We start from the raw sequence: 19,236 nt of genomic DNA on the forward strand, positions 1-19,236 counted from the left end.
GACAAGGCCGGGGCGGCGAGGGCGAGGCGGGCGTCGGCTGGCCTCGTCGGGGCGCGGGCGATCAGCCGCCGCGGCGCAGGCGTTCTTCGATGGCGAAGCACTGGTCCGGCTTCGGCTGCGGCGGGTTGAAGCTGACCGGTACCTGGATGGTGGCCGGCACTGCAGCACCGTTGCGGGTGGCGGCCTTGAACTGCCAGCCCTGCACGGCGGTCCTGGCCAGTTCGTCCAGTTGCGGGTTGCCGGCCCCGGTCAACAGCGCGACCTCGCTCGGTTTGCCGTCGGCGCCGATGGTCACCTTGAAGGTGCTGGTGCCGCCCACGCCCATGCAGGCCAGCTCAAGCGGGTACTGCGGCGGCGGCGTCTTCACCGCGGCCACTTCGGTCGGCGGCGGCGGTGGTGGTGCCGGTGGTTCGGACGGGCCACAGCCGGCCAAGCCGGTCGCAGCGATCAGGGACAGGCTCAGCAAACGTACGTTCATGGCAGTTGCTCCGTCAGGGCCGAAGTCTTTGCCGCGCAGATGAAGTCGTTCTCGCTCAGGCCGCCCACATCGTGGGTGGAAAAGCGCACCACAGCGCGGTCGTAGTGCACGCCCAAGTCCGGATGGTGGTCCTCGCGGTGGGCAATCCAGGCCAGCGCGTTCACGAAGGCCATGGTGGCGTAGTAATCCTTGAAGCGGAAGGTGCGCGTCAGGGCCTGCCCGCCCTCGCTCAGCTCCCAGCCGGGAACCTGCGGCAGCAGTTCGGCCAGGCGGGCCTCGCCAAGCTTGTGGTCGCTGCCTTTGCGCGGCACGCAACGGGCCTGGGCCAGTGGAATCAGGTCGGCCATGGGAATCTCCACCTCGTGTTGACTGAACAATGCGCCGGACGGTGTATAAACCGAATGAGCGGCTGACGCGTACTTGGCTAGAATAGCCTGATGATCCAGATCTCCGACACTGCCCAGACCCACTTCCGCAAGCTGATCGAACGCGAGGGCGTGCCCGGCATGGGCGTGCGCCTGAGCGCGGTCGACCCCGGTACCCCGCGCGCCGACGCCCGGCTGGAGTTCGCCGAACCGACCGACCTGCTCGGCGATGAGTGGGCGGTGGACTGCGAAGGATTCACCCTGTACGTCGATGCCGGCAGCGTCGGCTGGCTGGACGGGGCCGAGATCGACATCGTCGCCGGTACCGCCGGCACCCAGCAGCTGACCATCAAGGCGCCACGCATCAAGGGTGAAGCGCCCGGTGATGCGGCCTCGCTGGTCGAGCGCGTGCACTGGGTGGTGGAGAACGAAGTCAATCCGCAGCTGGCCTCGCATGGCGGCAAGGTGGCCGTGCAGGAAGTCTCGGCCGACGGCGTGGTACTGCTGCGCTTCGGCGGTGGCTGCCAGGGCTGTGGCATGGCCGATGTGACACTGAAGCAGGGCATCGAAAAGACCCTGATGGGCCGCGTGCCGGGCGTGACCGCCGTGCGCGACGCGACCGACCACGACAGCGGCCACGCGCCGTACATCCCGCGCGACAACGTCGCCTGATCGCTGACGCGTGCCTCTGACCCGGGCCGAGCAACTCATCGATCTACTGCTGGCGCGCCAGCAGCCCCGCGCCGTCCTCGAGAAGACCACGCGCCTGCCTTATGGCTGGGCGCTGTGGCTGCGCTCGCTGGGGCCGCTGCCGCGGCCGTACCACGCGCGCGACGTGATCGCGGTATTGCTGCCCCGACCGTTGCCGGGGCCACCCGGTCAATCGACGCAGCTGTCGCCGTGGCAGGCGCTGCGCCGCTTGTTCTGGCAGGACTGGGACGCCGCGCCGCGCGACCAGCGCTGGATGCGTTGGGTCTCGGCCTTGGCCAGCGCGCTGCTGCATCTGCTGTTCTTCATGCTGCTGCTGTGGGTGGCGGTGATCCGCACCACGGCACCGGAAGCGGAGGGCGCCGAAGGCGAGCGCTTGCAGGTGGAGTTCGTCGGTCGCGCTACCCAGGAAGGCGGCGGCGATCAGCCAGGTGCGGAAGCGGCGGCCGCTGCACCGCCGGGCCAGGTTGCAGCTGGCCAGAACGCAGGGGCCGCAACGGCGCCTGAGCCGCGTCCGGCGTCCGCGTCGGCAGCTGCGTCCGCACCCGCTCCGGCTGCAGTGGCCAGCGTGCCGCCGCCGCCCACCGAATCCGAGCCGGCGCCGGTCGCGGCACCGCCGCCGTCTCCGGTGCAGGCCACCGAAGTAGCCGAGGCCAGTGCGGATTTCGTGGTGCCGCCGGTGAGCGTGCCGCGTACCGAGGTCAGCATCGTGCCGCGTGACACCACGCCCACGGTGCGCGAGCGCAGTGTGCAGCCGGTGCAGGTGCCGCCGGCCCCGGCCGCACTGCGAGCGCCGGAGATCGCGGTGCGGACGCCGCAGCTGCGTGACATCCCGGTGCAGGAGCGTGAAATCAGTACGGTCGATGCACCGGCGATATCGCAGCCGCTGCGCACGGCCGATGTACAGGTCCGTGTGCCGCAGCGCGATGTGCAGGTGCGCGAGCGCGAGGTGCAGGCCGTGGTCGATCCGCAGGTGCGGATGGCTGCTGTGGCCGGGCGCGAGCCGACCGTGCGAGCGCCGGCAGGCCGTGACCTGCAGGTGCGCGAGCGCGAAGTTGCGTCGGCACCCGCGGCGGCGCCTTCAACGTCCAGCGGCAGCGCGCCAGCGACAACGGCCGCGCCTGCGGCCAGTGGCAGTGCGCGCCAGGCCGAAAGCAGCACGCCACGGCCGTCCGCCTCCAGCACGAAACCGGCCCAGGCTGGAGCGCGCCCGGCCCCCGATCCGGGCAACTGGGCCACGCCCGCCAAGGGCGATGACTGGGGGGCGTCGAGCCGCAAACAGGACGGCGCCGACAAGGGCGCCCGCCAGGCCAGCGCCACCGGCAAGGGCAGTGGCCTGTTCAACGCCGATGGCAGCGTCCGCGTGCCGGGCCAGGAAGGCGATGGACGTGCCGAGCGCGGTGCGCCCGGTGGTGCCAACGATGGCTGGAGCAAGGAACGCATCGCGCAATCGGGCACCTGGTTGAAGCGACCGCCTTACGACTACACGCCCACGTCATTCGACAAATACTGGGTCCCGCAGGAATCGCTGCTGGCCGAGTGGGTGCGCAAGGGAATAAAGGCAATGGAGATTCCGTTGCCGGGTACCAATACGAAGATTTCCTGCGTGATCTCGATCCTGCAGGCCGGTGGTGGCTGTGGCCTTACCAATCCGAACATGCAGGACCAGCCGGCCGTGGCGCGGCCACCGCCGGACATTCCGTTCAAGAAAGAACTGCAGGAAGATAACGGGAGCCGGTAGGCTAGGGAGCGCGCCACGCCCTGGCAGGCTCGCTTGGGTAGGTGTCAATCTTGGTTGGCACAGAAGCGCCTACCAAGGTCGGCATCCACCACGGCAGTGACCTTACGCGCTCTGCGACAGGAACACCCAGAACGGGACGTCGCGGCCAAGCCAGTCGCGGCTGGTCTCGTCCATCACGTCCAGCAGGGTGTCGAAGTCCTTCTGCGCGGTGGCGCGCAGCGCGTCCACGTCGCACAGGAACAGTGCATAGCCGTTGGCTGGCAGCCATTGCAGGTCGCGTAGATTGTCCGACAGCGCATCCCAGTTGCCGCCGAAACCGGCCGGAAAATCCAGCTGCGCGGCCAGCCGTGCGAGCAGGGGGCGCTTGTCGGCCACCCCTTCCAGATCGATGCGGATCACCTTCAGCCCGGCATCGCGCATTGCGGCGGCCAGGGCGCCGATGTCGTCGCTGTCGATGGTGTAGACACCGGCATTGTTGATGTCGTGCAGGCCGAGGCCGAAATCGTCATGGCTCATCACTGCGCTCCCTGGGCCGGTACGGTGAAGCTGCGGAATGATTCGTAATGGTCGTCGGTGTAGTACCACGCCTCCGGCGGATCGCCGCCGGTGACGATGCGGCGCGTGCCACGGGTGCGCGCTCCGGGGGTGTCCACGGTGTATTCGCGGTAGTAGCCGCGCGGACGCTGCGGCAACTGCTGTTCGCGGTTGCCGAACGTGCTGCCATCCTGGCGGTGCGGGAACGGCCCGCCGCGCTGGATCAGCGCGATCGTCTGCCGGGCTTCGGCGGGCAGGAAGGCGGGCAGACCGTTGCCCTTGCCGGGCGTGGCCGTGGCCGGTGCGCGCGCGGCAGGCGCACCCTGCAGGTCCGGCGCGAACTGCGGCGCCGGCGGGCGCTGCATGAAATGGTTGACTACCAGGCCGAGCAGCAGCAGGGCGATGGCGGTGATCAGCAGCCGGGGGTTGCGCATGGGCAAGGGAGCGGGCGAGGGTGGTGCTCGCACTGTAGCGCCTGCGCGCTGCACGGCGCATGAGGAGGGGGCTGCGTCACCGCCGCGTAACAATTGCCGTCGTGCTCACCGGCGGGACGCAATTTCCTTTACATCCCCCTTGGTAATCTGCCGTTCTGTCCCCATCATTCACCGCGCACCGCCCGACAACGTCGGGTGCCCTCGCAATCAGGAGATGCACCATGGCCTATACCCTGCCCAAGCTGTCCTACGCCTACGACGCGCTGGAACCGCATATCGATGCGGCGACGATGGAAATCCATCACACCAAGCATCACCAGACCTACATCAACAACGTCAACGCGGCGCTGGAAGGCACCGAGTACGCTGACCTGCCGGTCGAAGAACTGGTGAAGAAGCTCAAGTCGCTGCCGGAGAACCTGCAGGGTCCGGTGCGCAACAACGGTGGTGGCCATGCCAACCACTCGCTGTTCTGGACCGTGATGGCTCCCAATGCTGGCGGCAACCCGGTGGGCGACGTGGCCAAGGCCATCGACAAGGACCTGGGCGGCTTCGACAAGTTCAAGGACGCCTTCACCAAGGCGGCGCTGACCCGTTTCGGCAGCGGCTGGGCGTGGCTGAGCGTGACCCCGGACAAGAAGGTGGTGGTCGAAAGCACCGGCAACCAGGACAGCCCGCTGATGGAAGGCAACACCCCCATCCTCGGCCTGGACGTGTGGGAGCACGCGTACTACCTGAAGTACCAGAACCGTCGCCCGGAATACATCGGCGCGTTCTTCAACGTCATCGACTGGAACGAAGTCGAGCGCCGTTACCAGGAAGCGATCGCCTGATCGCGGTGATGGGATGAACGGAGAAGGCCGGGGAAAACCCGGCCTTTTCTGTTGCAGCAATCATTCGGTAGTGCCGGCCGCTGGTCGGCAATCGTGTGATCCCCGGGGAGCCGGCCAGCGGCCGGTACTCCCTATTCGGCGGTGGCCGTATTGCCTTGCAGGCGCAACGTGGCCATCACGCCCAGGCGCAGGCCGGGCAGGTCGCCGTCGGCCGGCAGCAGGATCGGCTGCTGGCGGATGCCGTCGAAATGCTTGACCTGGAAGAGCACATCCAGACCATGGCCAGTGCTGCCCCCGCCACTGGCCGCAGGCGCCTCGGCTCGGCCGCCGGGATTGCGCCGCGCCGGCTGGAAGCCCGGCGTGCTGCGCACCAGTTCCATCGTGTTGGCCGAGAAGTCGCCGGCGATCAGGCTGGGCATGCCCTCGGCGGTGGCACCAATCCAGGTCATCAGGTCGCTGGTCTGGTGCTGGCGTGCGGCGGCCTCGTCCGGGTCGGGGCGGAGCCGTGCCACATAGATGTTGACCAGCGCCTCGCCCAGCTTCAGCCGCATCATGCCGGCCGCGCTGAAGGTGCCGGGAGGATGCAGCAGGGTTACGCCGTCCTCGCTGACCGGCAGCCGGGTCAGCATCGCGTTGCCATGCCGCAATGTCTGGCTGGGTGGATCGGCGGTAACGAAGTCGCAGCTGTAACGCAGCCGGCTGGCCAGCCAGCAGGCCGGGTTGCGGCCCTGCTGCTGCAGCACCTGCTGCACCGAGATCACGTCCGGCTGCAGGTCGGTCAGCAACTGCGCGACCTGCTCGCGGCGCAACTTCCATTGCGCATCATCGTGGCTGGGCAGCTCCAGCGCGGCCACCGTCAGCTGGCGAGAGCCGCTTTCGCTGGCCGCCGTGGCCGGTGCCTGCGGCCGCGCCTGTGCCTGCAACGCCATCAGCAGCATCAGGCAACTGAGCAGGAGACGGGCGGGGGGGAGGGGGCGCATAACGATAAGTTTACGCTTTTGTCGTGCAGGTGCCGTGACTTCCGGCACGGAGCGCGGTTGCCTGCCATGGATGGGCACCGTTGTCATGCAGCCCTGCAGCGTGCTTCGCAAGGCCCGGTTCCGGTAACCTTGCGCCTTTCGCTTTGCAGGAATGCCTTACAGGATGAGCCACGACGCAGTTGCCCCCATCGCCGGCCAGGGAAAGATGCCGCGCCAGATCCCGTACATCATCGGCAATGAGGCCTGCGAGCGGTTCAGTTTCTACGGGATGCGCAACATCCTGGTGCAGTTCCTGATCACCTCGCTGCTGTTGCAGGAAATCACAGCCGAAGGCCGTGCCGGTGAAGCCAAGGACATCATGCACAGCTTCATGATCGGCGTGTATTTCTTCCCGCTGCTCGGAGGTTGGCTGGCCGACAGGTTCTTCGGCAAGTACCACACCATCCTCTGGTTCAGCCTGGTCTACTGCGCCGGTCATCTGTGCCTTGCCCTGTTCGAGAACAGCCGCGAGGGCTTCTTCCTCGGCCTGGGCCTGATCGCCCTGGGTGCCGGTGGCATCAAGCCGCTGGTGGCCTCCTTCATGGGCGACCAGTTCGACCAGAGCAACAAGCACCTGGCCAAGATCGTCTTCGACGCCTTCTACTGGATCATCAACTTCGGCTCGCTGTTCGCCTCGCTGCTGATCCCGCTGGCGCTGAAGAACTGGGGCCCGCAGTGGGCGTTCGGCATCCCGGGCATCCTGATGTTCATCGCCACCTTCGTGTTCTGGCTGGGCCGCAAGCGTTACGTGCTGGTGCCACTGCCACCGAAGGACCCGCACTCGTTCGCCAACGTGGTGCGCACTGCGCTGACCGCACGCGCGGCCGGCCAGGGCCGCCCGGGCCTGGTGATCGCCGTGCTCGGCCTGGTGCTGGCAGCGGCGTCGTTCGGCCTGGTCGGTTCGCTGGGCATCGTGATCTGCCTGTGCCTGGCGCTGGTGGCCATTCTCGCCGGCATCGGTGGCGGCACCTGGTTGCAGCTGGACCGGGCCCGTGGCCAGCATCCAGCCGAAGCCGTGGAAGGCGTGCGCTCGGTGCTGCGCGTGCTGGTGATCTTCGCGCTGACCACGCCGTTCTTCTCGCTGTTCGACCAGAAGGCCTCGACCTGGGTCCTGCAGGGCCAGCAGATGCAGATGCCGAGCTGGTTCAGCGCCTCGCAGATGCAGGCGCTGAACCCCCTGCTGGTGATGATCCTGATTCCGTTCAACAACCTGGTGCTGTACCCGGCCCTGCGCCGCTTCGGCTTGGAGCCGACCGCGCTGCGCCGCATGACCGCCGGCATCGCCTTCAGTGGCCTGGCCTGGATCGTGGTCGGCGGCATCCAGGTGGTGATGGACGGCGGCAACGCTTTGTCGATCTTCTGGCAGATCCTGCCGTATGCATTGCTGACCTTCGGTGAGGTGCTGGTCTCGGCCACCGGCCTGGAGTTCGCCTACAGCCAGGCGCCGCAGGCGATGAAGGGCGTGGTGATGAGCTTCTGGAACCTGACCACCACCATCGGCAACCTGTGGGTGCTGCTGTCCAACGCTGCTGTGCGCAACGATGCGGTGACCCACAAGATCGCCAGTACGGGCTTGAGCGAGGCGGCATTCCTGATGTTCTTCTTCGCCGGTTTCGCCTTCGTCGCGGCGTTGGCCTTCGGTTGGTACGCGAAACGCTATCGTATGGTCGACAACTACCGTAGCGCCTGAGCCTGACATGACCCCCGTCAATCTGCTGTTGATCGCCATCACCGCCATCCTGTCGTGGATGGCGTTCAACAACCGCACGCTGGCCGACCGCCTGATCCTGTGGCCGCCGGCCATCGACCGTCACCGCCAGTACGACCGGCTGGTGACCTATGGCTTCATCCATGCCGACTGGTCGCACCTGATCTTCAACATGATCACCCTGTTCTTCTTCGGGGGATTCATCGAGAGCGTGATGGTGCAGCTGACCGGCAGCTACCTGACCTACCCGGCGTTCTACATCGGTGCGCTGCTGGTCTCGATCCTGCCCAGCTACCTGAAGAACCAGAAGAACCCGAACTACCTCAGCCTGGGTGCGTCCGGGGCGGTGTCGGCGGTGCTGTTCGCCTTCATCCTGATCAAGCCGTGGTCGATCATCCTGGTGTTCTTCATCCCGGCACCGGCCATTGTCTATGCCGCGTTCTACGTCGGCTACAGCATCTGGATGGACAAGCGCGGCGGTGACCGCATCAACCACAGCGCCCACCTGGCGGGCGCGGCGTTCGGCGTGATCTTCATGCTGGCCATGCAGCCGAGCATCTTCACCCACTTCCTGCGCGAGCTTTCCAACCCGACCTTCCGCCTGGGCGGCTGAAGCGTGCCAGGGTCGGATCCTGCGGATCCGACCCTGGCGTATCCGGTTTCAGGCCTGGGTCGTGTGGCCGTAGGTATCCAGCAGGCGGGCGAATACTTCCTCGCCGATGCGCTGGAAATCCTGATCCTCGGTCTGCCCTTCCACCGCCAGTTGCAGCAGGCCCTCCAGCAGGGCGCGGTCGGTATCGGAATGGGAATTGCTGGCGTGCATGGGAGCCTCCACGGTGGTGCGCATGGTCAACGGTCGCAAGGGTCGTGCCAGCCTGGCCGTACCCCTCCATAGGCGATAGCGGCCGGCCCGCCTCCAGCTTGAGGGCGAAAACTGACGTGAATGGACTGGACTTGCCCCTGTTCAGGCTTCACGCGATCATGGCGCCCGGCTGCGCACCATCCACGCAGTCGCCGCAGGAGACAGTTCCATGGCTTCGGTCACGCCCCCCGGTCTGGCCTACGAGGTCGAACACGACCTGGCCAACCACCGCTTCACCGCCCGTGTGCGAGGACAGCTGGCGGTGCTGGACTACCAGATCAAGCGCAAGCGCATGGTGATCACCCACACCGAGGTGCCCGAGCCGATCGCCGGCCGTGGCATCGCCGGTGAGCTGACCCGCGTGGCACTGCGTTTCGCCCGCGAGCAGAAGTACAAGGTGGTGCCGGCATGTTCCTACGCCGAGGCTTTCCTGCAGCGGCACGAGGAGTACCACGACCTGCTCGTTGGCTGAGTGCCAGCGGGCCACGCTTCAGCCATGGCAGGCGATGATGTACAAACATGAACAGGGGATCCCGATGAAGATTGGAAACAACCGGCCATTGCACGGCAGCGTGCTGGCCGGCGTGGTGGGCGTGCTGTTGCTGGCCGGTTGCCAGCGTGAAAGCGAGCCGGCACCGGCGGCTGAGGCGGCTCCCGCCGTCGAGGCCACCGCCGCAGTCGAAACGCCGGCCACGGAAGCGCCGCTGGACCTGCGCGACGTGATCGAGAACAACGAGCGCGAAGTGGTGGGCATCAGCTACCCGGCCGGCATCGACCGTTATCCGGGGTTGGCCCGTGCGCTGCAGAACTATGCGACGAGTGCGCGCAGTGACCTGCAACAGGCGTTGGACGGGCTCGGCAACGACAAGCCGACCATGCCCTACGAGCTGTCGCTGAGTTTCGAGAAACTGCTGGAAACCCCGCAGCTGGTGGTGGTCAGTGCTGATGGCAGCCGCTACACCGGTGGCGCCCACGGCGAACCGCTGGTGGCGCGCTTCGTATGGCTGCCGCAGCAGCAGCAGATGCTCAGTGCCGAAAAGCTGGTGACCGATGCCAAGGGCTGGAAGGCGATCAGCGATTTCGTCGCCGACCAGCTGCGCGAACGCGTGGCCACACGGCTCAGCGGCGAGGACATGGACCCGGCCCAACTGCAGGAATCGCTGCGCAATGCATCGCGCATGATCGCCGACGGTACTGGCCCGCAGGCCGACAATTTCAGCCAGTTCCAGCCACTGACCGACGACAAGGGGCAGATCACCGCGCTGCGCTTTGTTTTCCCGCCGTACCAGGTGGGTCCATACTCGGACGGCACCCAGACCGCCGATGTACCGGCGGCGGTGCTGTTGCCGCACGTGGCCAAGGACTACGTGGAGCTGTTCGCACGCGGTTGACCGCAGTCGAGGAGGTGACGTGGATACAGGGTTGCAGGAGCGGGTCGCCGACCTGCTCCACGAAGCCGGGGTCCGCATCGGCGGTACCCAGCCACAGGACATCCAGGTGCATGACCCGCGCTTCTTCGCGCGGGTCATGGGCCAAGGCTCGCTCGGCCTGGGCGAGAGCTACATGGACGGCTGGTGGGATGCGAACGTCCTGGATGAATTCCTCGCCCACCTGATGCAGGCGCACCTGGATGAACGGGTGCACGGCTGGCGCGAAGTGGCCGATGCGCTGAAGGCGCGCCTGTTCAACCTGCAGGCGGGGCAGGGCAGCTACGAGGTCGGGCGCCGTCATTACGACCTGGGCAACGATCTCTACCAGGCCATGCTGGGCCAGCGCCTGGTCTACAGCTGCGGCTATTGGCGCAACGCCGATGATCTCGACGCCGCACAGGAAGCCAAGCTCGACCTGGTCTGCCGCAAGCTGGGCCTGCGCCCGGGCCAGCGCGTGCTGGACATTGGCTGCGGTTGGGGCGAAGCGCTGAAGTTCGCCGCTGAGCGCTACGGTGTGAGTGGCGTCGGCGTGACGATTTCGCAGGAGCAGGCCGAGTTCGCGCGGAACCTGTGCGCGGGCCTGCCGATCGAGATCCGATTGCAGGACTACCGCGAGCTGGACGAACCGTTCGATGCGATTTTCTCGATCGGCATGTTCGAGCACGTCGGTGACAAGAACTACGCGGGCTTCTTCGAGGTGGCCAAGCGTTGCCTGTCGCCGCGCGGCCTGCTGCTGTTGCACACCATCGGCACCAACATCTCCCGGCATCGCACCGATCCGTGGATCGCGCGCTACATCTTTCCCAACTCGATGCTGCCGTCGGCGGCGCAGATCACCCGGGCGTTCGAAGGCCGTTTCGTGCTGGAAGACTGGCACAACTTCGGCACCGACTACGACCTGACCCTGCAGGCCTGGCGGCGCAACGTGGAAGCGGCGTGGCCACGGCTGGATGCGCGCTATGACGAGCACTTCCGCCGCATGTGGCGCTTCTACCTGGCCGGGTCGATGGCCACCTTCCGCTGCCGCCATGCGCAGTTGTGGCAGCTGGTGCTGTCGCCGGAAGGCGTGCCGGGCGGGTACGTGGCGCCACGGTAGTGTTGCGTCGGGAGAGAGGGATAGATCAGGCCTGATACGACACTCATTGACGCCAAATCCGTGTGTTACACGGTCTGCTCCGCGCGTGGGCGTCGTCGACGCTAAGCTGTTGGGTCGGCGGGATTACCGCATTCCTGAAGGCGTTGCAGCATGGGTTGGGACATCACCTACCATCCAGTCGCGGACTCGGAAATCCGTGGCCTCTATTTCCGTGCGCTGGAGGACGCGACGCTGGTTGAGCCGCTGCAGCAGCAATTCCGGATCGAGCCGTTCTACATGGAGCAGCTGCAGGAACGCATCGACGAGGCTCGCTCGATCAGCGCAGACGTGCCCTTCGAGAAGGGGCATGCTTTGTACCTGGCGATCGTGGCCGGTCACCTGCGCCGGTATCACTATCTTCGCGGGAGCGCCCTTTCGTTCTTCATCGACGATCCGGTGGTTGCCCGCTATTTCGCGGACTGGCGGCAACTGGTGCCGCCACAGTGGGCGGACGCCGCTGCAGGCAACCACCTGCGCGAAAACTACGGTGGTGGTGTGTTCATCACGCATGACCGGCTGAAGCAGATGCGCGCGGACTACGCCGGGGACAATGACCTGCGCGCGCGTCTGCACGAGCTGTTCTCCGATGGTCGACTGGCCGTGTTCTGGAGCGTTGTCGATGATGCCATCGGCAATGGATGCGGATTGCTGGAAGCAAGCGAGGTGGTCGAGCCGAATCCGATGGACTTCAACGCATCGACCAGCATGAGCAATCTGCTCAACTGCGCCCCCGATGGCGCGTTGCTGTACGCAGAGGCCGTCGCGGCGGAGCTGGCGCAGTTCGTGCCGGAAACCCTGGATACGGATACGGCTCCGGCGGCAAACACGCAGAAACGATGGTGGGAACGATTGTTCCGGCGATGACCTCAACGAAAAAAACCGCCCGGTCTCCCGGGCGGTTTTCGTTTCACGCTAGCGCGCAGGCGATCAGTTGCCGGCGCCGGTCAGGCCACGCTTTTCCAGCAGCGGTTCGATCTGCGGCTCGTGGCCGGCGAAATCGCGGAACAGCTGCATCGCGTCGACGCTGCCACCCTTGGACAGCAGGGTGGCGCGGAAGTGGTCGCCGTTCTTGCGGCTCAGGCCACCGTTGTCCTTGAACCACTTCTGGGTGTTGGCGTCGAGCACTTCCGACCAGATGTAGGCGTAGTAGCCGGCCGAGTAGCCACCCATGATGTGGCTGAAGTACGGGGTCTTGTAGCGCGGCGGCACCGGCGCGTAGTAGATGCCGTCCTTCTCCAGCGCGGCGCGCTCGAAGGCCATCACGTCCTTGGCGGCCGGCACCTGGTCGGCACCGATCTGGTGCCAGCGCTGGTCCAGCATCGCTGCACCCAGGTACTCGGTGGTGGCGAAGCCCTGGTTGAACTTGGCCGCCGCCAGCACCTTGTCCAGCAGCGCCTGCGGCATCGCCGAACCGTTCTGGTAGTGCTTGGCGTAGTTCTTCAGGATGACCGGGTTGTCGGCCCACATCTCGTTCACCTGCGAGGGGAACTCGACGAAGTCACGCGGCACCGAGGTGCCCGAGAAATACGGGTACTTCACATTGGAGAACATGCCGTGCAGGGCGTGGCCGAACTCGTGGAAGGTGGTGTTCACCTCGTCCCAGGTCAGCAGGGTCGGCTGGCCGGCCGGCGGCTTCGGGATGTTCAGGTGATTGGCGACCACCGGCTTGAAGCCGGTCAGCTTCGACTGCGAGACGTAGGAGTTCATCCACGCGCCGCCGCGCTTGGAGGCGCGTGCGTACGGGTCGAAGATGAAGATTGCCAGCTGGCTGCCGTCGGCGTCGAACACGTCGTAGACGGTCACGTCGTCGTGGTAGACCGGCAGGTCTGTGCGCTGCTTGAAGGTCAGGCCGAATTCCAGGTTGGCGGCATGGAACACGCCGTTCTCCAGCACGTTCTTCATTTCGAAGTACGGCTTCAGCTGCGACTCGTCGAAGTTGTACTTGGCCTGGCGCACCTTCTCGCTGTAGAAGGCCCAGTCCCACGGTTCCAGCTTGAAGGTCGGCTTGCCTGCGGCCTTCTGTTCCTGGTCGATCATCGCCTGCAGGTCGGCGGCTTCGCGCTTGGCGTTGGCCACCGCGGCCGGGGCCAGCTTGCCCAGCATCGCGTTGACCGCTTCCGGCGTCTTGGCGGTCTGGTTGGTCAGGTTGTAGGCGGCGAAGTTCGGGAAGCCCATCAGCTTGGCCTTGTCGGCACGCAGCTGCATGATGCGCGAAACCAGCGCGGTGTTGTCGAACTCACCGCCGCGGCTGCCGCGGCTGACCGACGCTTCGTAGATCTTCTGGCGCAGGGCGCGGTTGGCCAGGTTGGTCAGCGGCGGCTGGCCGGTGGTGTTGAGCAGGGTGATTACATACTTGCCTTCCAGGCCCCGGGCCTTGGCGGCTTCGGCGGCGGCGGCGATCTGCTCCTTGGACAGCCCGTCCAGTTCCTTGACGTCGTCGACGGTGATCGCCGAGGCGTTCACTTCCGACTGCACGTTCTGGCTGAACCTGGTGCCCAGGCTGGCCAGTTCGGCGTTCATCTCCTTCAGCTTGGCCTTGTCGGCCTCGGACAGCTTGGCGCCGGCGCGCACGTAGTTGTCGTAGTACTTCTCGACCAGGCGCACGCCTTCGGCGTCCAGGCCCAGCTGGCTGCGGGTGTCATACAGCGCCTGGATGCGGGCGAACAGCTTGCCGTTCAGCGCGATCGCATCGCTGTGCGCGGCGAACTTCGCCGAGTAGTCGGCCTGCAGCTTCTTGCGGGTGTCATTGGTGTCGGCGCCGACCAGGCTGAAGAACACGGTGGTCGCACGGTCGAGGATGTCACCGCTCTTCTCCAGGGCGATGATGGTGTTGTCGAAGGTCGGCTTGGCCTTGTTGTTGGCGATCGCTTCCACTTCCTTCAGCTGCTGAGCCATGCCGGCGTCGAAGGCCGGGGCGAAGTCGCTGTCCTTGATCCTGTCGAACTGTGGGAAGTGCAGCGGCAACGGGCTTTCGGCGAAGAACGGATTGGCCTGCTGGGCGGTGCTGCTGGCGGCCGGGGCGGCGCCGGCCGAGAAGGCGGGCAGGGCAAGGCCGAGGGACATGGCCACGGCAAGGGCAAGGCGAGTGGTCAAGGTAGGAACTCCGGTAAGGCAAACAAGGGCCCGAGGGTAACCCGGCCGGCGGCGCTGGCACTTGTGTCAAAAGGCATGTTGCCGGGGCCGGGCGCGGGTACCATGCATCCACCGCCCACGGCCCGCCATCATGACCAGCGCCTACGATTTCAGCTTCCGTGACCTCGACGGCCAGCCGCAGGCGCTGGATCAGTACCGGGGCCGTCCCTTGTTGCTGGTCAATGTCGCCAGCCGTTGTGGCTTCACCCCGCAGTACACCGGGCTGGAACAGTTGTGGCAGAACTACCGTGAGCGTGGCCTGGTGGTGATCGGCTTCCCATGCAACCAGTTCGGCGCGCAGGAGCCCGGCGACGCCGCGCAGATCCGCCAGTTCTGTTCGCTGGATTATCCGGTCAGCTTCCCGCTGTCGGAGAAGATCGAGGTCAACGGCGAGGGGGCTGATCCGTTGTGGGCCTGGCTGTCACGCGAGAAGCGCGGCCTGCTGGGTAGCGCCCGCATCAAGTGGAATTTCAGCAAGTTCCTGGTCGATCGCCAGGGGCGGGTGGTGTCGCGGCATGCGCCCACCACCAGGCCGGAGCAGCTGCGCGACGAGATCGAAGCGCTGCTGTAACACGCCTTGTTCGCGCAGGAGGCGATGTATGTAGTCAGTGCCCCAGCGCTGCTGCGCCTGCCTCGCGGTTGCGCACTTCTTCCGGCAGTGCATCGATCACCTGTTGCATGATCTGCGGCAGGCTGGCCTCGCTGTAGCCGCGGTGGGCATGGGCGACGGTGCCGTCGCGGCCGACGATGAACATGTGGGGTACTGCGACGATGCCGAATTGCTCGGCCAGCGCGCCGCCGGGATCATGCAGGTACTCCAGCTTCGGCCAGTCGCGCTGACGGATCAGACGGCTGACTTCCAGTCGGCGTTCGCCCCAGTTGACCGCGTAGACCTTCAACGCGTCCTCGCCGACCACCTGTTGCAGATGGGCCAGGATCGGAAGTTCCTTGCGGCAGGGGCCGCACCAGGAGGCCCAGAAGGTCACGATCACGACCTTGCCGCGCTGCTCGGCCAGATTGACCGGATTGCCCTTGCGGTCGTTGCCCAGTGCCTGCGGCGGCACATCGCCACGGTCGGGCGGCGCAGCCCACGCCGGAGCCGCCGCCAGCAGAAGACCGGCAATCGCCCACGCCCGCATCCGGTGCGGGATCCATGTGTCCATCATCCGTGTATTCCCCAAGAGGGCCATCGGCCCGTGTGTGGCGGACCATGCCGGCAATGCGCAGGGTATGCAACAGGTCGGGTGCAGAGGCGGGGTCGGTGCCCCGCGCTTTACTTCTCGACGAACGCGCGCTCGAAGACATAGTGGCCCGGCTGGCCGATGCGCGGCGAAACCTGGAAGCCACGCGCGTCGAGCACGGTGCGCAGGTCGGCCAGCATCTGCGGGCTGCCGCAGATCATCGCGCGGTCGTTCTCCGGGCTCAGTTCCGGCAGGCCGAGGGTGCGCTGCATCTGGCCGCTTTCCATCAGCGAGGTCAGGCGGCCCTGGTTGGCGAAGGGCTCGCGGGTGACAGCCGGGTAGTACAGCAGCTTGTCGCCGATCATGTCGCCGAGGAACTCGTGCTCACGCAGTTCCTTCTCGAAGTAATCGCGATAGGCCAGGTCCTTCTCGTAGCGCACGCCGTGGCACAGGATCACCTTCTCGAAGCGCTCGTAGGTTTCCGGGTCCTTGATCACTGACAGCCACGGCGCCAGGCCGGTGCCGGTGCCCAGCAGGTACAGGTTCCTGCCGGGGTGCAGGTCGCTGATCAGCAGGGTGCCGGTGGGCTTCTTGCCGACCAGCACCTTGTCGCCCGGCTTGATGTGCTGCAGGCGCGAGGTCAGCGGGCCGTCCTGCACCTTGATGCTGAAGAACTCCAGCTGCTCTTCCCAGTTGGCACTGGCGATGGAGTAGGCACGCAGCAACGGGCGCGCCTCGGTTTCCAGGCCGATCATCACGAACTGGCCGTTCTCGAAGCGGAAGCCGCTGTCGCGGGTGGTGGTGAAACTGAAGTAGGCGTCGGTCCAGTGGCGGACCTCAAGCACCGTTTCGGCGCCAAAAGCGGTGGACATGGGCGTATCTATCAAAAGTCGTCGGGGGTGATTCTATCTCAAATGAGACAGGTTCTCATTGGGCAGAACGAGAGGCGTTCTCAGCGATAACCCGCCGCCTGCAGCTCGAACAGCTCGGCGTAGCGGCCACCCTGTGCCATCAGCTGCGCGTGGGTGCCGCTGGCCTCGATCCGGCCGTCGGCCAGGACCAGGATGCGGTCGGCCATGCGTACGGAGGAAAAGCGGTGGGAAATCAGCACTGCGGTGCGATTATCCGCCAGTTCCCTGAACCGCTGGAACACCTCGAACTCGCTGCGCGCATCCAGCGCTGCGGTTGGCTCATCCAGGATCATGACCTGCGCATCGCGCATCCATGCGCGCGCGATGGCGATCTTCTGCCATTGGCCGCCGGACAGGTCCACGCCCTGCTTGAAGCGCCGGCCGATCTGCTGGTCGTAGCCACCGGGCAGGTCCTCGATCACTTCCTCGGCCATGCCGCGCCTTGCGGCGTCGGCAATGCGCGCCTGGTCGTCCATCGCCTCGACCTGGCCAACGCCGATGTTCTCGCCCGCGCTGAGGTTGTAGCGCACGAAGTCCTGGAAGATCACCCCGAGGTTGGCGCGCAGGTCGTCCAGGTCGTAGTCGCGCAGATCGCGGCCATCGAGCAGGATCCGGCCTTCGTCCGGCTCGTACAGCCGTGCCAGCAGTTTCACCAGCGTGGTCTTGCCGGCGCCGTTCTCGCCGACCAGGGCCAGCACTTCACCTGCGTACAGCTGGAAATCCAGATGGCGCACCGCCCACTGTTCGGCATCGGGATAGCGGAAGCCGACGTTCTCGAACACGAAGCCCTGGCGGATTGGCTGCGGCACGCGCACGGCGCCTTCACGCGAGTGGATTTCCGGCTCGATCTGGAAGAACGAGAACAGGTCATCCAGATACAGCGCCTGGCTGGCGACCTGCGAGAAGCCGATCAGCAGGCCTTCCAGCAGCTGGCGCAGGCGCAGGAAGCTGCCGGCGAGGAAGGTCAGGTCGCCGATCGAAAAGTCGCCGCGCACCGTGCGCCACGCGATGTAGGCGTAGGCGGTGTAGTACCCCAGCGTGCCCAGTGCAGCCAGCAGCGTGCCCCAGAACGCGCGGCGCCGGGCCAGTGCACGGTTGGCCTGGAACAGCGCCACCGACAGCCGCCGGTAGCGTTCCACCAGGAAGCGGTGCAGGTTGTAGATCTTCACTTCCTTGGCCGTTTCCACGCTGGCACCGAGCTGGCGCAGGTAGTCGAGCTGGCGGCGCTCGGGCGTCCATTGGAAGTTGAGGCTGTAACCGGCCGCGTTGAAGTGCGATTCGCCGATGAAGGCCGGCACCAGTGCCAGCGCCAGCAGCAGGATCAGCCACGGTGCGTAGACCAGCAGGCCAACGGCGAGGCTGGCTACGGTGATCGCGTCCTGTACCTGGCCGAACAGCTGGCTCATCAGGTTCATCCGGCCCATGGTCTGGCGCCGCGCACGGTCCAGCTTGTCCTGCAGGTCCGGATCCTCGAAGTCCTCCAGATCCAGCGTTGCCGCGTGTTCCATCAGCCGGATGCTGGTGACGTTGGCGAACAGCTCCGAGAGCAGGGCATCGGCGTAGCTGACCAGGCGGCCGAGCAGGTCCGAGCCGATGGCCAGGCCGAATTCCAGCGCCAGCAGGCCCAGCAGTGGGTTGAGCAGACCACTGGACAGCGCTTCGCCCAGCGGCGGGAAGCCGGCATCGTGCTGGCTCAGGTGCAGGGCGCTGTCGATGATCAGCTTGCCGACGTACAGCATTGCCACCGGCAGCAGCGCACGGATCAGGCGCAGCCCAAGGCTGGCGAGGGTCAGGACGGGACTGGTCTGCCAGACCATGCGCAGGAAAGGCGGCAGGTTGCGCATCGCCCTGAAGCGCTGGCGCAGGCTGGGTTTCTTCGCGGCGTCAGCGCCAGCGGTGGGGGTAGCAGGCATGCGCGTATTGTGCGCGTCGGACGCGTGCAGATGGGGTCAGTGCAGCCGTGTGGCCGGCACCGGGATCAGATCCCTTTGCAAAGGGATCTGATCCAGCCCCCCGTATCCACGCATGGCGTGGATCTACCGTGTCGACCAAGGTCGACACCTGCCAACAGCAGTAGAAGTCTGTCGAGGGCGGGGTGGGTCAGGTCGCAGGGGCGTGAGCCGCACGGATGCGGCGACCGAGCTTACATGGACGTACTTGCAGCGTCCCCTGCGACCTGACCCACCCTGCCAACCCGCAGAAGAGCCAGCTTCTGCCGTTGCTCCAGCTGTTGCTCTGGCCTCTGCGGGTGCCGGGCGGCAGCCCGGCCAACAGGCCCCTTTTACGGCAGCGGCGGCAGCAACCCTGCACCCAGCCGGTTCCACGCATTGATCACCGCAATGCCCATGCTCAGGTCACTGATGCCCTTCTCATCGAAGTGCGGTGCCAGTGCATCGAACGCCGCCTGCGACGGCGCACCGTCGGTCAGCCGGGTCAGCGCCTCGGCCCAGCCCAGCGCCGCACGTTCACGGGCATCAAAGAAGCGGCTTTCGTGCCAGGCGGGCAGCGTATCGAGCTTGCGCGGCTCGATGCCGCCCTTGCGCAGCGCAGTGCCGTGCATGTCCATGCAGTAGCCGCAGCCGTTGAGCTGCGACACGCGCAGGAACACCAGTTCCATCAGGGTCGGATCGACCGAGCTGTCATGCACCGCCTGGCTGGTGGCCAGCAGGCCCTTGAAGGCCTCGGCGGCCAGGCGGGTGTAGGGGACGCGGGGAGAGGCATGGTTCGACATCGTGGGCTCCACGGCGGCCACAGTGGCCGCCTTT

Annotated in this window: 21 protein-coding genes; 10 read left to right on the forward strand and 11 right to left on the reverse strand. The window is 66.2% G+C overall.

The window, feature by feature from the left end:
• Positions 1-61: 61 nt before the first annotated feature.
• A complete protein-coding gene (locus AC5P9W_RS08035; protein WP_010486743.1) occupies positions 62-478 on the reverse strand; it encodes an energy transducer TonB in 417 nt (138 codons plus the stop codon).
• Positions 475-825 (reverse strand): 4a-hydroxytetrahydrobiopterin dehydratase, encoded by a 351-nt coding sequence (locus AC5P9W_RS08040; protein WP_021203009.1) that lies wholly within the window; start codon positions 823-825, stop codon positions 475-477. The genes AC5P9W_RS08035 and AC5P9W_RS08040 overlap by 4 nt, the downstream gene beginning before the upstream one ends.
• 90 nt (positions 826-915) lie before the next feature.
• Here AC5P9W_RS08040 and AC5P9W_RS08045 point away from each other — a divergent pair, with 90 nt between their 5' ends.
• Together AC5P9W_RS08045 and AC5P9W_RS08050 are read left to right on the forward strand one after the other, a co-directional pair.
• Positions 916-1,515, forward strand: a complete 600-nt coding sequence (locus tag AC5P9W_RS08045; protein WP_021203010.1) for an NfuA family Fe-S biogenesis protein — start codon at positions 916-918, stop codon at positions 1,513-1,515.
• Between the two features lie 10 nt (positions 1,516-1,525).
• Positions 1,526-3,292 (forward strand): hypothetical protein, encoded by a 1,767-nt coding sequence (locus AC5P9W_RS08050; RefSeq protein WP_495219029.1) that lies wholly within the window; start codon positions 1,526-1,528, stop codon positions 3,290-3,292.
• 102 nt (positions 3,293-3,394) lie between these two features.
• On the opposite strand, the gene AC5P9W_RS08055 is transcribed toward AC5P9W_RS08050, so the two are convergent.
• A complete protein-coding gene (locus tag AC5P9W_RS08055; protein WP_495219031.1) occupies positions 3,395-3,808 on the reverse strand; it encodes a barstar family protein in 414 nt (137 codons plus the stop codon).
• The gene (locus AC5P9W_RS08060; RefSeq protein WP_021203013.1) at positions 3,808-4,260 is read right to left on the reverse strand and encodes a guanyl-specific ribonuclease; all 453 of its coding nucleotides are present in this window, start codon (positions 4,258-4,260) and stop codon (positions 3,808-3,810) included. The genes AC5P9W_RS08055 and AC5P9W_RS08060 overlap by 1 nt, the downstream gene beginning before the upstream one ends.
• A gap of 221 nt (positions 4,261-4,481) precedes the next feature.
• Between AC5P9W_RS08060 and AC5P9W_RS08065 the strand changes: the two genes are divergently transcribed.
• Complete coding sequence (locus AC5P9W_RS08065; protein WP_005410310.1) at positions 4,482-5,093, forward strand: superoxide dismutase; 612 nt, start codon at positions 4,482-4,484, stop codon at positions 5,091-5,093.
• A 131-nt stretch (positions 5,094-5,224) separates the two neighbouring features.
• Here the strand turns inward: AC5P9W_RS08065 and AC5P9W_RS08070 are convergent, their stop codons facing one another.
• Positions 5,225-6,073, reverse strand: a complete 849-nt coding sequence (locus AC5P9W_RS08070) for an endonuclease/exonuclease/phosphatase family protein (RefSeq protein ID WP_021203014.1) — start codon at positions 6,071-6,073, stop codon at positions 5,225-5,227.
• A 163-nt stretch (positions 6,074-6,236) separates the two neighbouring features.
• Here AC5P9W_RS08070 and AC5P9W_RS08075 point away from each other — a divergent pair, with 163 nt between their 5' ends.
• Positions 6,237-7,802, forward strand: a complete 1,566-nt coding sequence (locus AC5P9W_RS08075) for a POT-type proton-dependent oligopeptide transporter (protein ID WP_019660445.1) — start codon at positions 6,237-6,239, stop codon at positions 7,800-7,802.
• 7 nt (positions 7,803-7,809) lie between these two features.
• A complete protein-coding gene (locus AC5P9W_RS08080) occupies positions 7,810-8,433 on the forward strand; it encodes a rhomboid family intramembrane serine protease (RefSeq protein WP_197575738.1) in 624 nt (207 codons plus the stop codon).
• Positions 8,434-8,481: 48 nt separating this feature from the next.
• Here the strand turns inward: AC5P9W_RS08080 and AC5P9W_RS08085 are convergent, their stop codons facing one another.
• On the reverse strand, positions 8,482-8,643 hold the full coding sequence (locus AC5P9W_RS08085; protein WP_180883853.1) for a hypothetical protein: 162 nt from the start codon (positions 8,641-8,643) through the stop codon (positions 8,482-8,484).
• Positions 8,644-8,851: 208 nt separating this feature from the next.
• Between AC5P9W_RS08085 and AC5P9W_RS08090 the strand changes: the two genes are divergently transcribed.
• The 4 genes from AC5P9W_RS08090 to AC5P9W_RS08105 all read left to right on the forward strand — a co-directional run bounded on the left by AC5P9W_RS08090 (position 8,852) and on the right by AC5P9W_RS08105 (position 12,111).
• Positions 8,852-9,154, forward strand: a complete 303-nt coding sequence (locus AC5P9W_RS08090) for a GNAT family N-acetyltransferase (RefSeq protein ID WP_005417588.1) — start codon at positions 8,852-8,854, stop codon at positions 9,152-9,154.
• Positions 9,155-9,191: 37 nt separating this feature from the next.
• Positions 9,192-10,073, forward strand: coding sequence for a DUF3298 and DUF4163 domain-containing protein (locus AC5P9W_RS08095; RefSeq protein ID WP_031269985.1), 882 nt, complete (start codon positions 9,192-9,194; stop codon positions 10,071-10,073).
• Positions 10,074-10,092: 19 nt separating this feature from the next.
• The gene (cfa, locus tag AC5P9W_RS08100; protein ID WP_021203018.1) at positions 10,093-11,208 is read left to right on the forward strand and encodes a cyclopropane fatty acyl phospholipid synthase; all 1,116 of its coding nucleotides are present in this window, start codon (positions 10,093-10,095) and stop codon (positions 11,206-11,208) included.
• A 150-nt stretch (positions 11,209-11,358) separates the two neighbouring features.
• On the forward strand, positions 11,359-12,111 hold the full coding sequence (locus AC5P9W_RS08105; protein ID WP_111104335.1) for a hypothetical protein: 753 nt from the start codon (positions 11,359-11,361) through the stop codon (positions 12,109-12,111).
• A gap of 63 nt (positions 12,112-12,174) precedes the next feature.
• Here the strand turns inward: AC5P9W_RS08105 and AC5P9W_RS08110 are convergent, their stop codons facing one another.
• The gene (locus AC5P9W_RS08110) at positions 12,175-14,340 is read right to left on the reverse strand and encodes a M3 family metallopeptidase (protein WP_155029833.1); all 2,166 of its coding nucleotides are present in this window, start codon (positions 14,338-14,340) and stop codon (positions 12,175-12,177) included.
• A gap of 130 nt (positions 14,341-14,470) precedes the next feature.
• On the opposite strand from AC5P9W_RS08110, the gene AC5P9W_RS08115 reads away from it, so the two are divergent.
• On the forward strand, positions 14,471-14,950 hold the full coding sequence (locus AC5P9W_RS08115) for a glutathione peroxidase (protein ID WP_111104338.1): 480 nt from the start codon (positions 14,471-14,473) through the stop codon (positions 14,948-14,950).
• A gap of 34 nt (positions 14,951-14,984) precedes the next feature.
• Here the strand turns inward: AC5P9W_RS08115 and AC5P9W_RS08120 are convergent, their stop codons facing one another.
• The 4 genes from AC5P9W_RS08120 to AC5P9W_RS08135 form a co-directional block, all read right to left on the reverse strand.
• The gene (locus tag AC5P9W_RS08120; RefSeq protein WP_242542475.1) at positions 14,985-15,542 is read right to left on the reverse strand and encodes a TlpA disulfide reductase family protein; all 558 of its coding nucleotides are present in this window, start codon (positions 15,540-15,542) and stop codon (positions 14,985-14,987) included.
• A gap of 110 nt (positions 15,543-15,652) precedes the next feature.
• The gene (locus AC5P9W_RS08125) at positions 15,653-16,432 is read right to left on the reverse strand and encodes a ferredoxin--NADP reductase (protein ID WP_019660436.1); all 780 of its coding nucleotides are present in this window, start codon (positions 16,430-16,432) and stop codon (positions 15,653-15,655) included.
• 80 nt (positions 16,433-16,512) lie between these two features.
• Complete coding sequence (locus tag AC5P9W_RS08130; protein WP_111098440.1) at positions 16,513-18,384, reverse strand: ABC transporter ATP-binding protein; 1,872 nt, start codon at positions 18,382-18,384, stop codon at positions 16,513-16,515.
• A 368-nt stretch (positions 18,385-18,752) separates the two neighbouring features.
• Positions 18,753-19,202 (reverse strand): carboxymuconolactone decarboxylase family protein, encoded by a 450-nt coding sequence (locus AC5P9W_RS08135; RefSeq protein ID WP_019660434.1) that lies wholly within the window; start codon positions 19,200-19,202, stop codon positions 18,753-18,755.
• Between the last annotated feature and the right edge of the window lie 34 nt (positions 19,203-19,236).

The sequence above is a fragment of the Stenotrophomonas sp. YJH_SMC_33 genome (assembly GCF_059372295.1).

What these genes read in the sequence shown, in the direction of transcription:
- AC5P9W_RS08090 (WP_005417588.1), top strand. Translation starts at nt 8,852, where the DNA reads ATGGCTTCGGTCACGCCCCCCGGTCTGGCCTACGAGGTCGAACACGAC.
- AC5P9W_RS08040 (WP_021203009.1), bottom strand. Translation starts at nt 825, where the DNA reads ATGGCCGACCTGATTCCACTGGCCCAGGCCCGTTGCGTGCCGCGCAAA.
- AC5P9W_RS08135 (WP_019660434.1), bottom strand. Translation starts at nt 19,202, where the DNA reads ATGTCGAACCATGCCTCTCCCCGCGTCCCCTACACCCGCCTGGCCGCC.
- AC5P9W_RS08080 (WP_197575738.1), top strand. Translation starts at nt 7,810, where the DNA reads ATGACCCCCGTCAATCTGCTGTTGATCGCCATCACCGCCATCCTGTCG.
- AC5P9W_RS08055 (WP_495219031.1), bottom strand. Translation starts at nt 3,808, where the DNA reads ATGAGCCATGACGATTTCGGCCTCGGCCTGCACGACATCAACAATGCC.
- AC5P9W_RS08105 (WP_111104335.1), top strand. Translation starts at nt 11,359, where the DNA reads ATGGGTTGGGACATCACCTACCATCCAGTCGCGGACTCGGAAATCCGT.
- AC5P9W_RS08085 (WP_180883853.1), bottom strand. Translation starts at nt 8,643, where the DNA reads ATGCACGCCAGCAATTCCCATTCCGATACCGACCGCGCCCTGCTGGAG.
- AC5P9W_RS08045 (WP_021203010.1), top strand. Translation starts at nt 916, where the DNA reads ATGATCCAGATCTCCGACACTGCCCAGACCCACTTCCGCAAGCTGATC.
- AC5P9W_RS08035 (WP_010486743.1), bottom strand. Translation starts at nt 478, where the DNA reads ATGAACGTACGTTTGCTGAGCCTGTCCCTGATCGCTGCGACCGGCTTG.
- AC5P9W_RS08115 (WP_111104338.1), top strand. Translation starts at nt 14,471, where the DNA reads ATGACCAGCGCCTACGATTTCAGCTTCCGTGACCTCGACGGCCAGCCG.
- AC5P9W_RS08120 (WP_242542475.1), bottom strand. Translation starts at nt 15,542, where the DNA reads ATGGACACATGGATCCCGCACCGGATGCGGGCGTGGGCGATTGCCGGT.
- AC5P9W_RS08065 (WP_005410310.1), top strand. Translation starts at nt 4,482, where the DNA reads ATGGCCTATACCCTGCCCAAGCTGTCCTACGCCTACGACGCGCTGGAA.
- AC5P9W_RS08075 (WP_019660445.1), top strand. Translation starts at nt 6,237, where the DNA reads ATGAGCCACGACGCAGTTGCCCCCATCGCCGGCCAGGGAAAGATGCCG.
- AC5P9W_RS08125 (WP_019660436.1), bottom strand. Translation starts at nt 16,432, where the DNA reads ATGTCCACCGCTTTTGGCGCCGAAACGGTGCTTGAGGTCCGCCACTGG.
- AC5P9W_RS08095 (WP_031269985.1), top strand. Translation starts at nt 9,192, where the DNA reads ATGTACAAACATGAACAGGGGATCCCGATGAAGATTGGAAACAACCGG.
- AC5P9W_RS08130 (WP_111098440.1), bottom strand. Translation starts at nt 18,384, where the DNA reads ATGCCTGCTACCCCCACCGCTGGCGCTGACGCCGCGAAGAAACCCAGC.
- AC5P9W_RS08070 (WP_021203014.1), bottom strand. Translation starts at nt 6,073, where the DNA reads ATGCGCCCCCTCCCCCCCGCCCGTCTCCTGCTCAGTTGCCTGATGCTG.
- AC5P9W_RS08060 (WP_021203013.1), bottom strand. Translation starts at nt 4,260, where the DNA reads ATGCGCAACCCCCGGCTGCTGATCACCGCCATCGCCCTGCTGCTGCTC.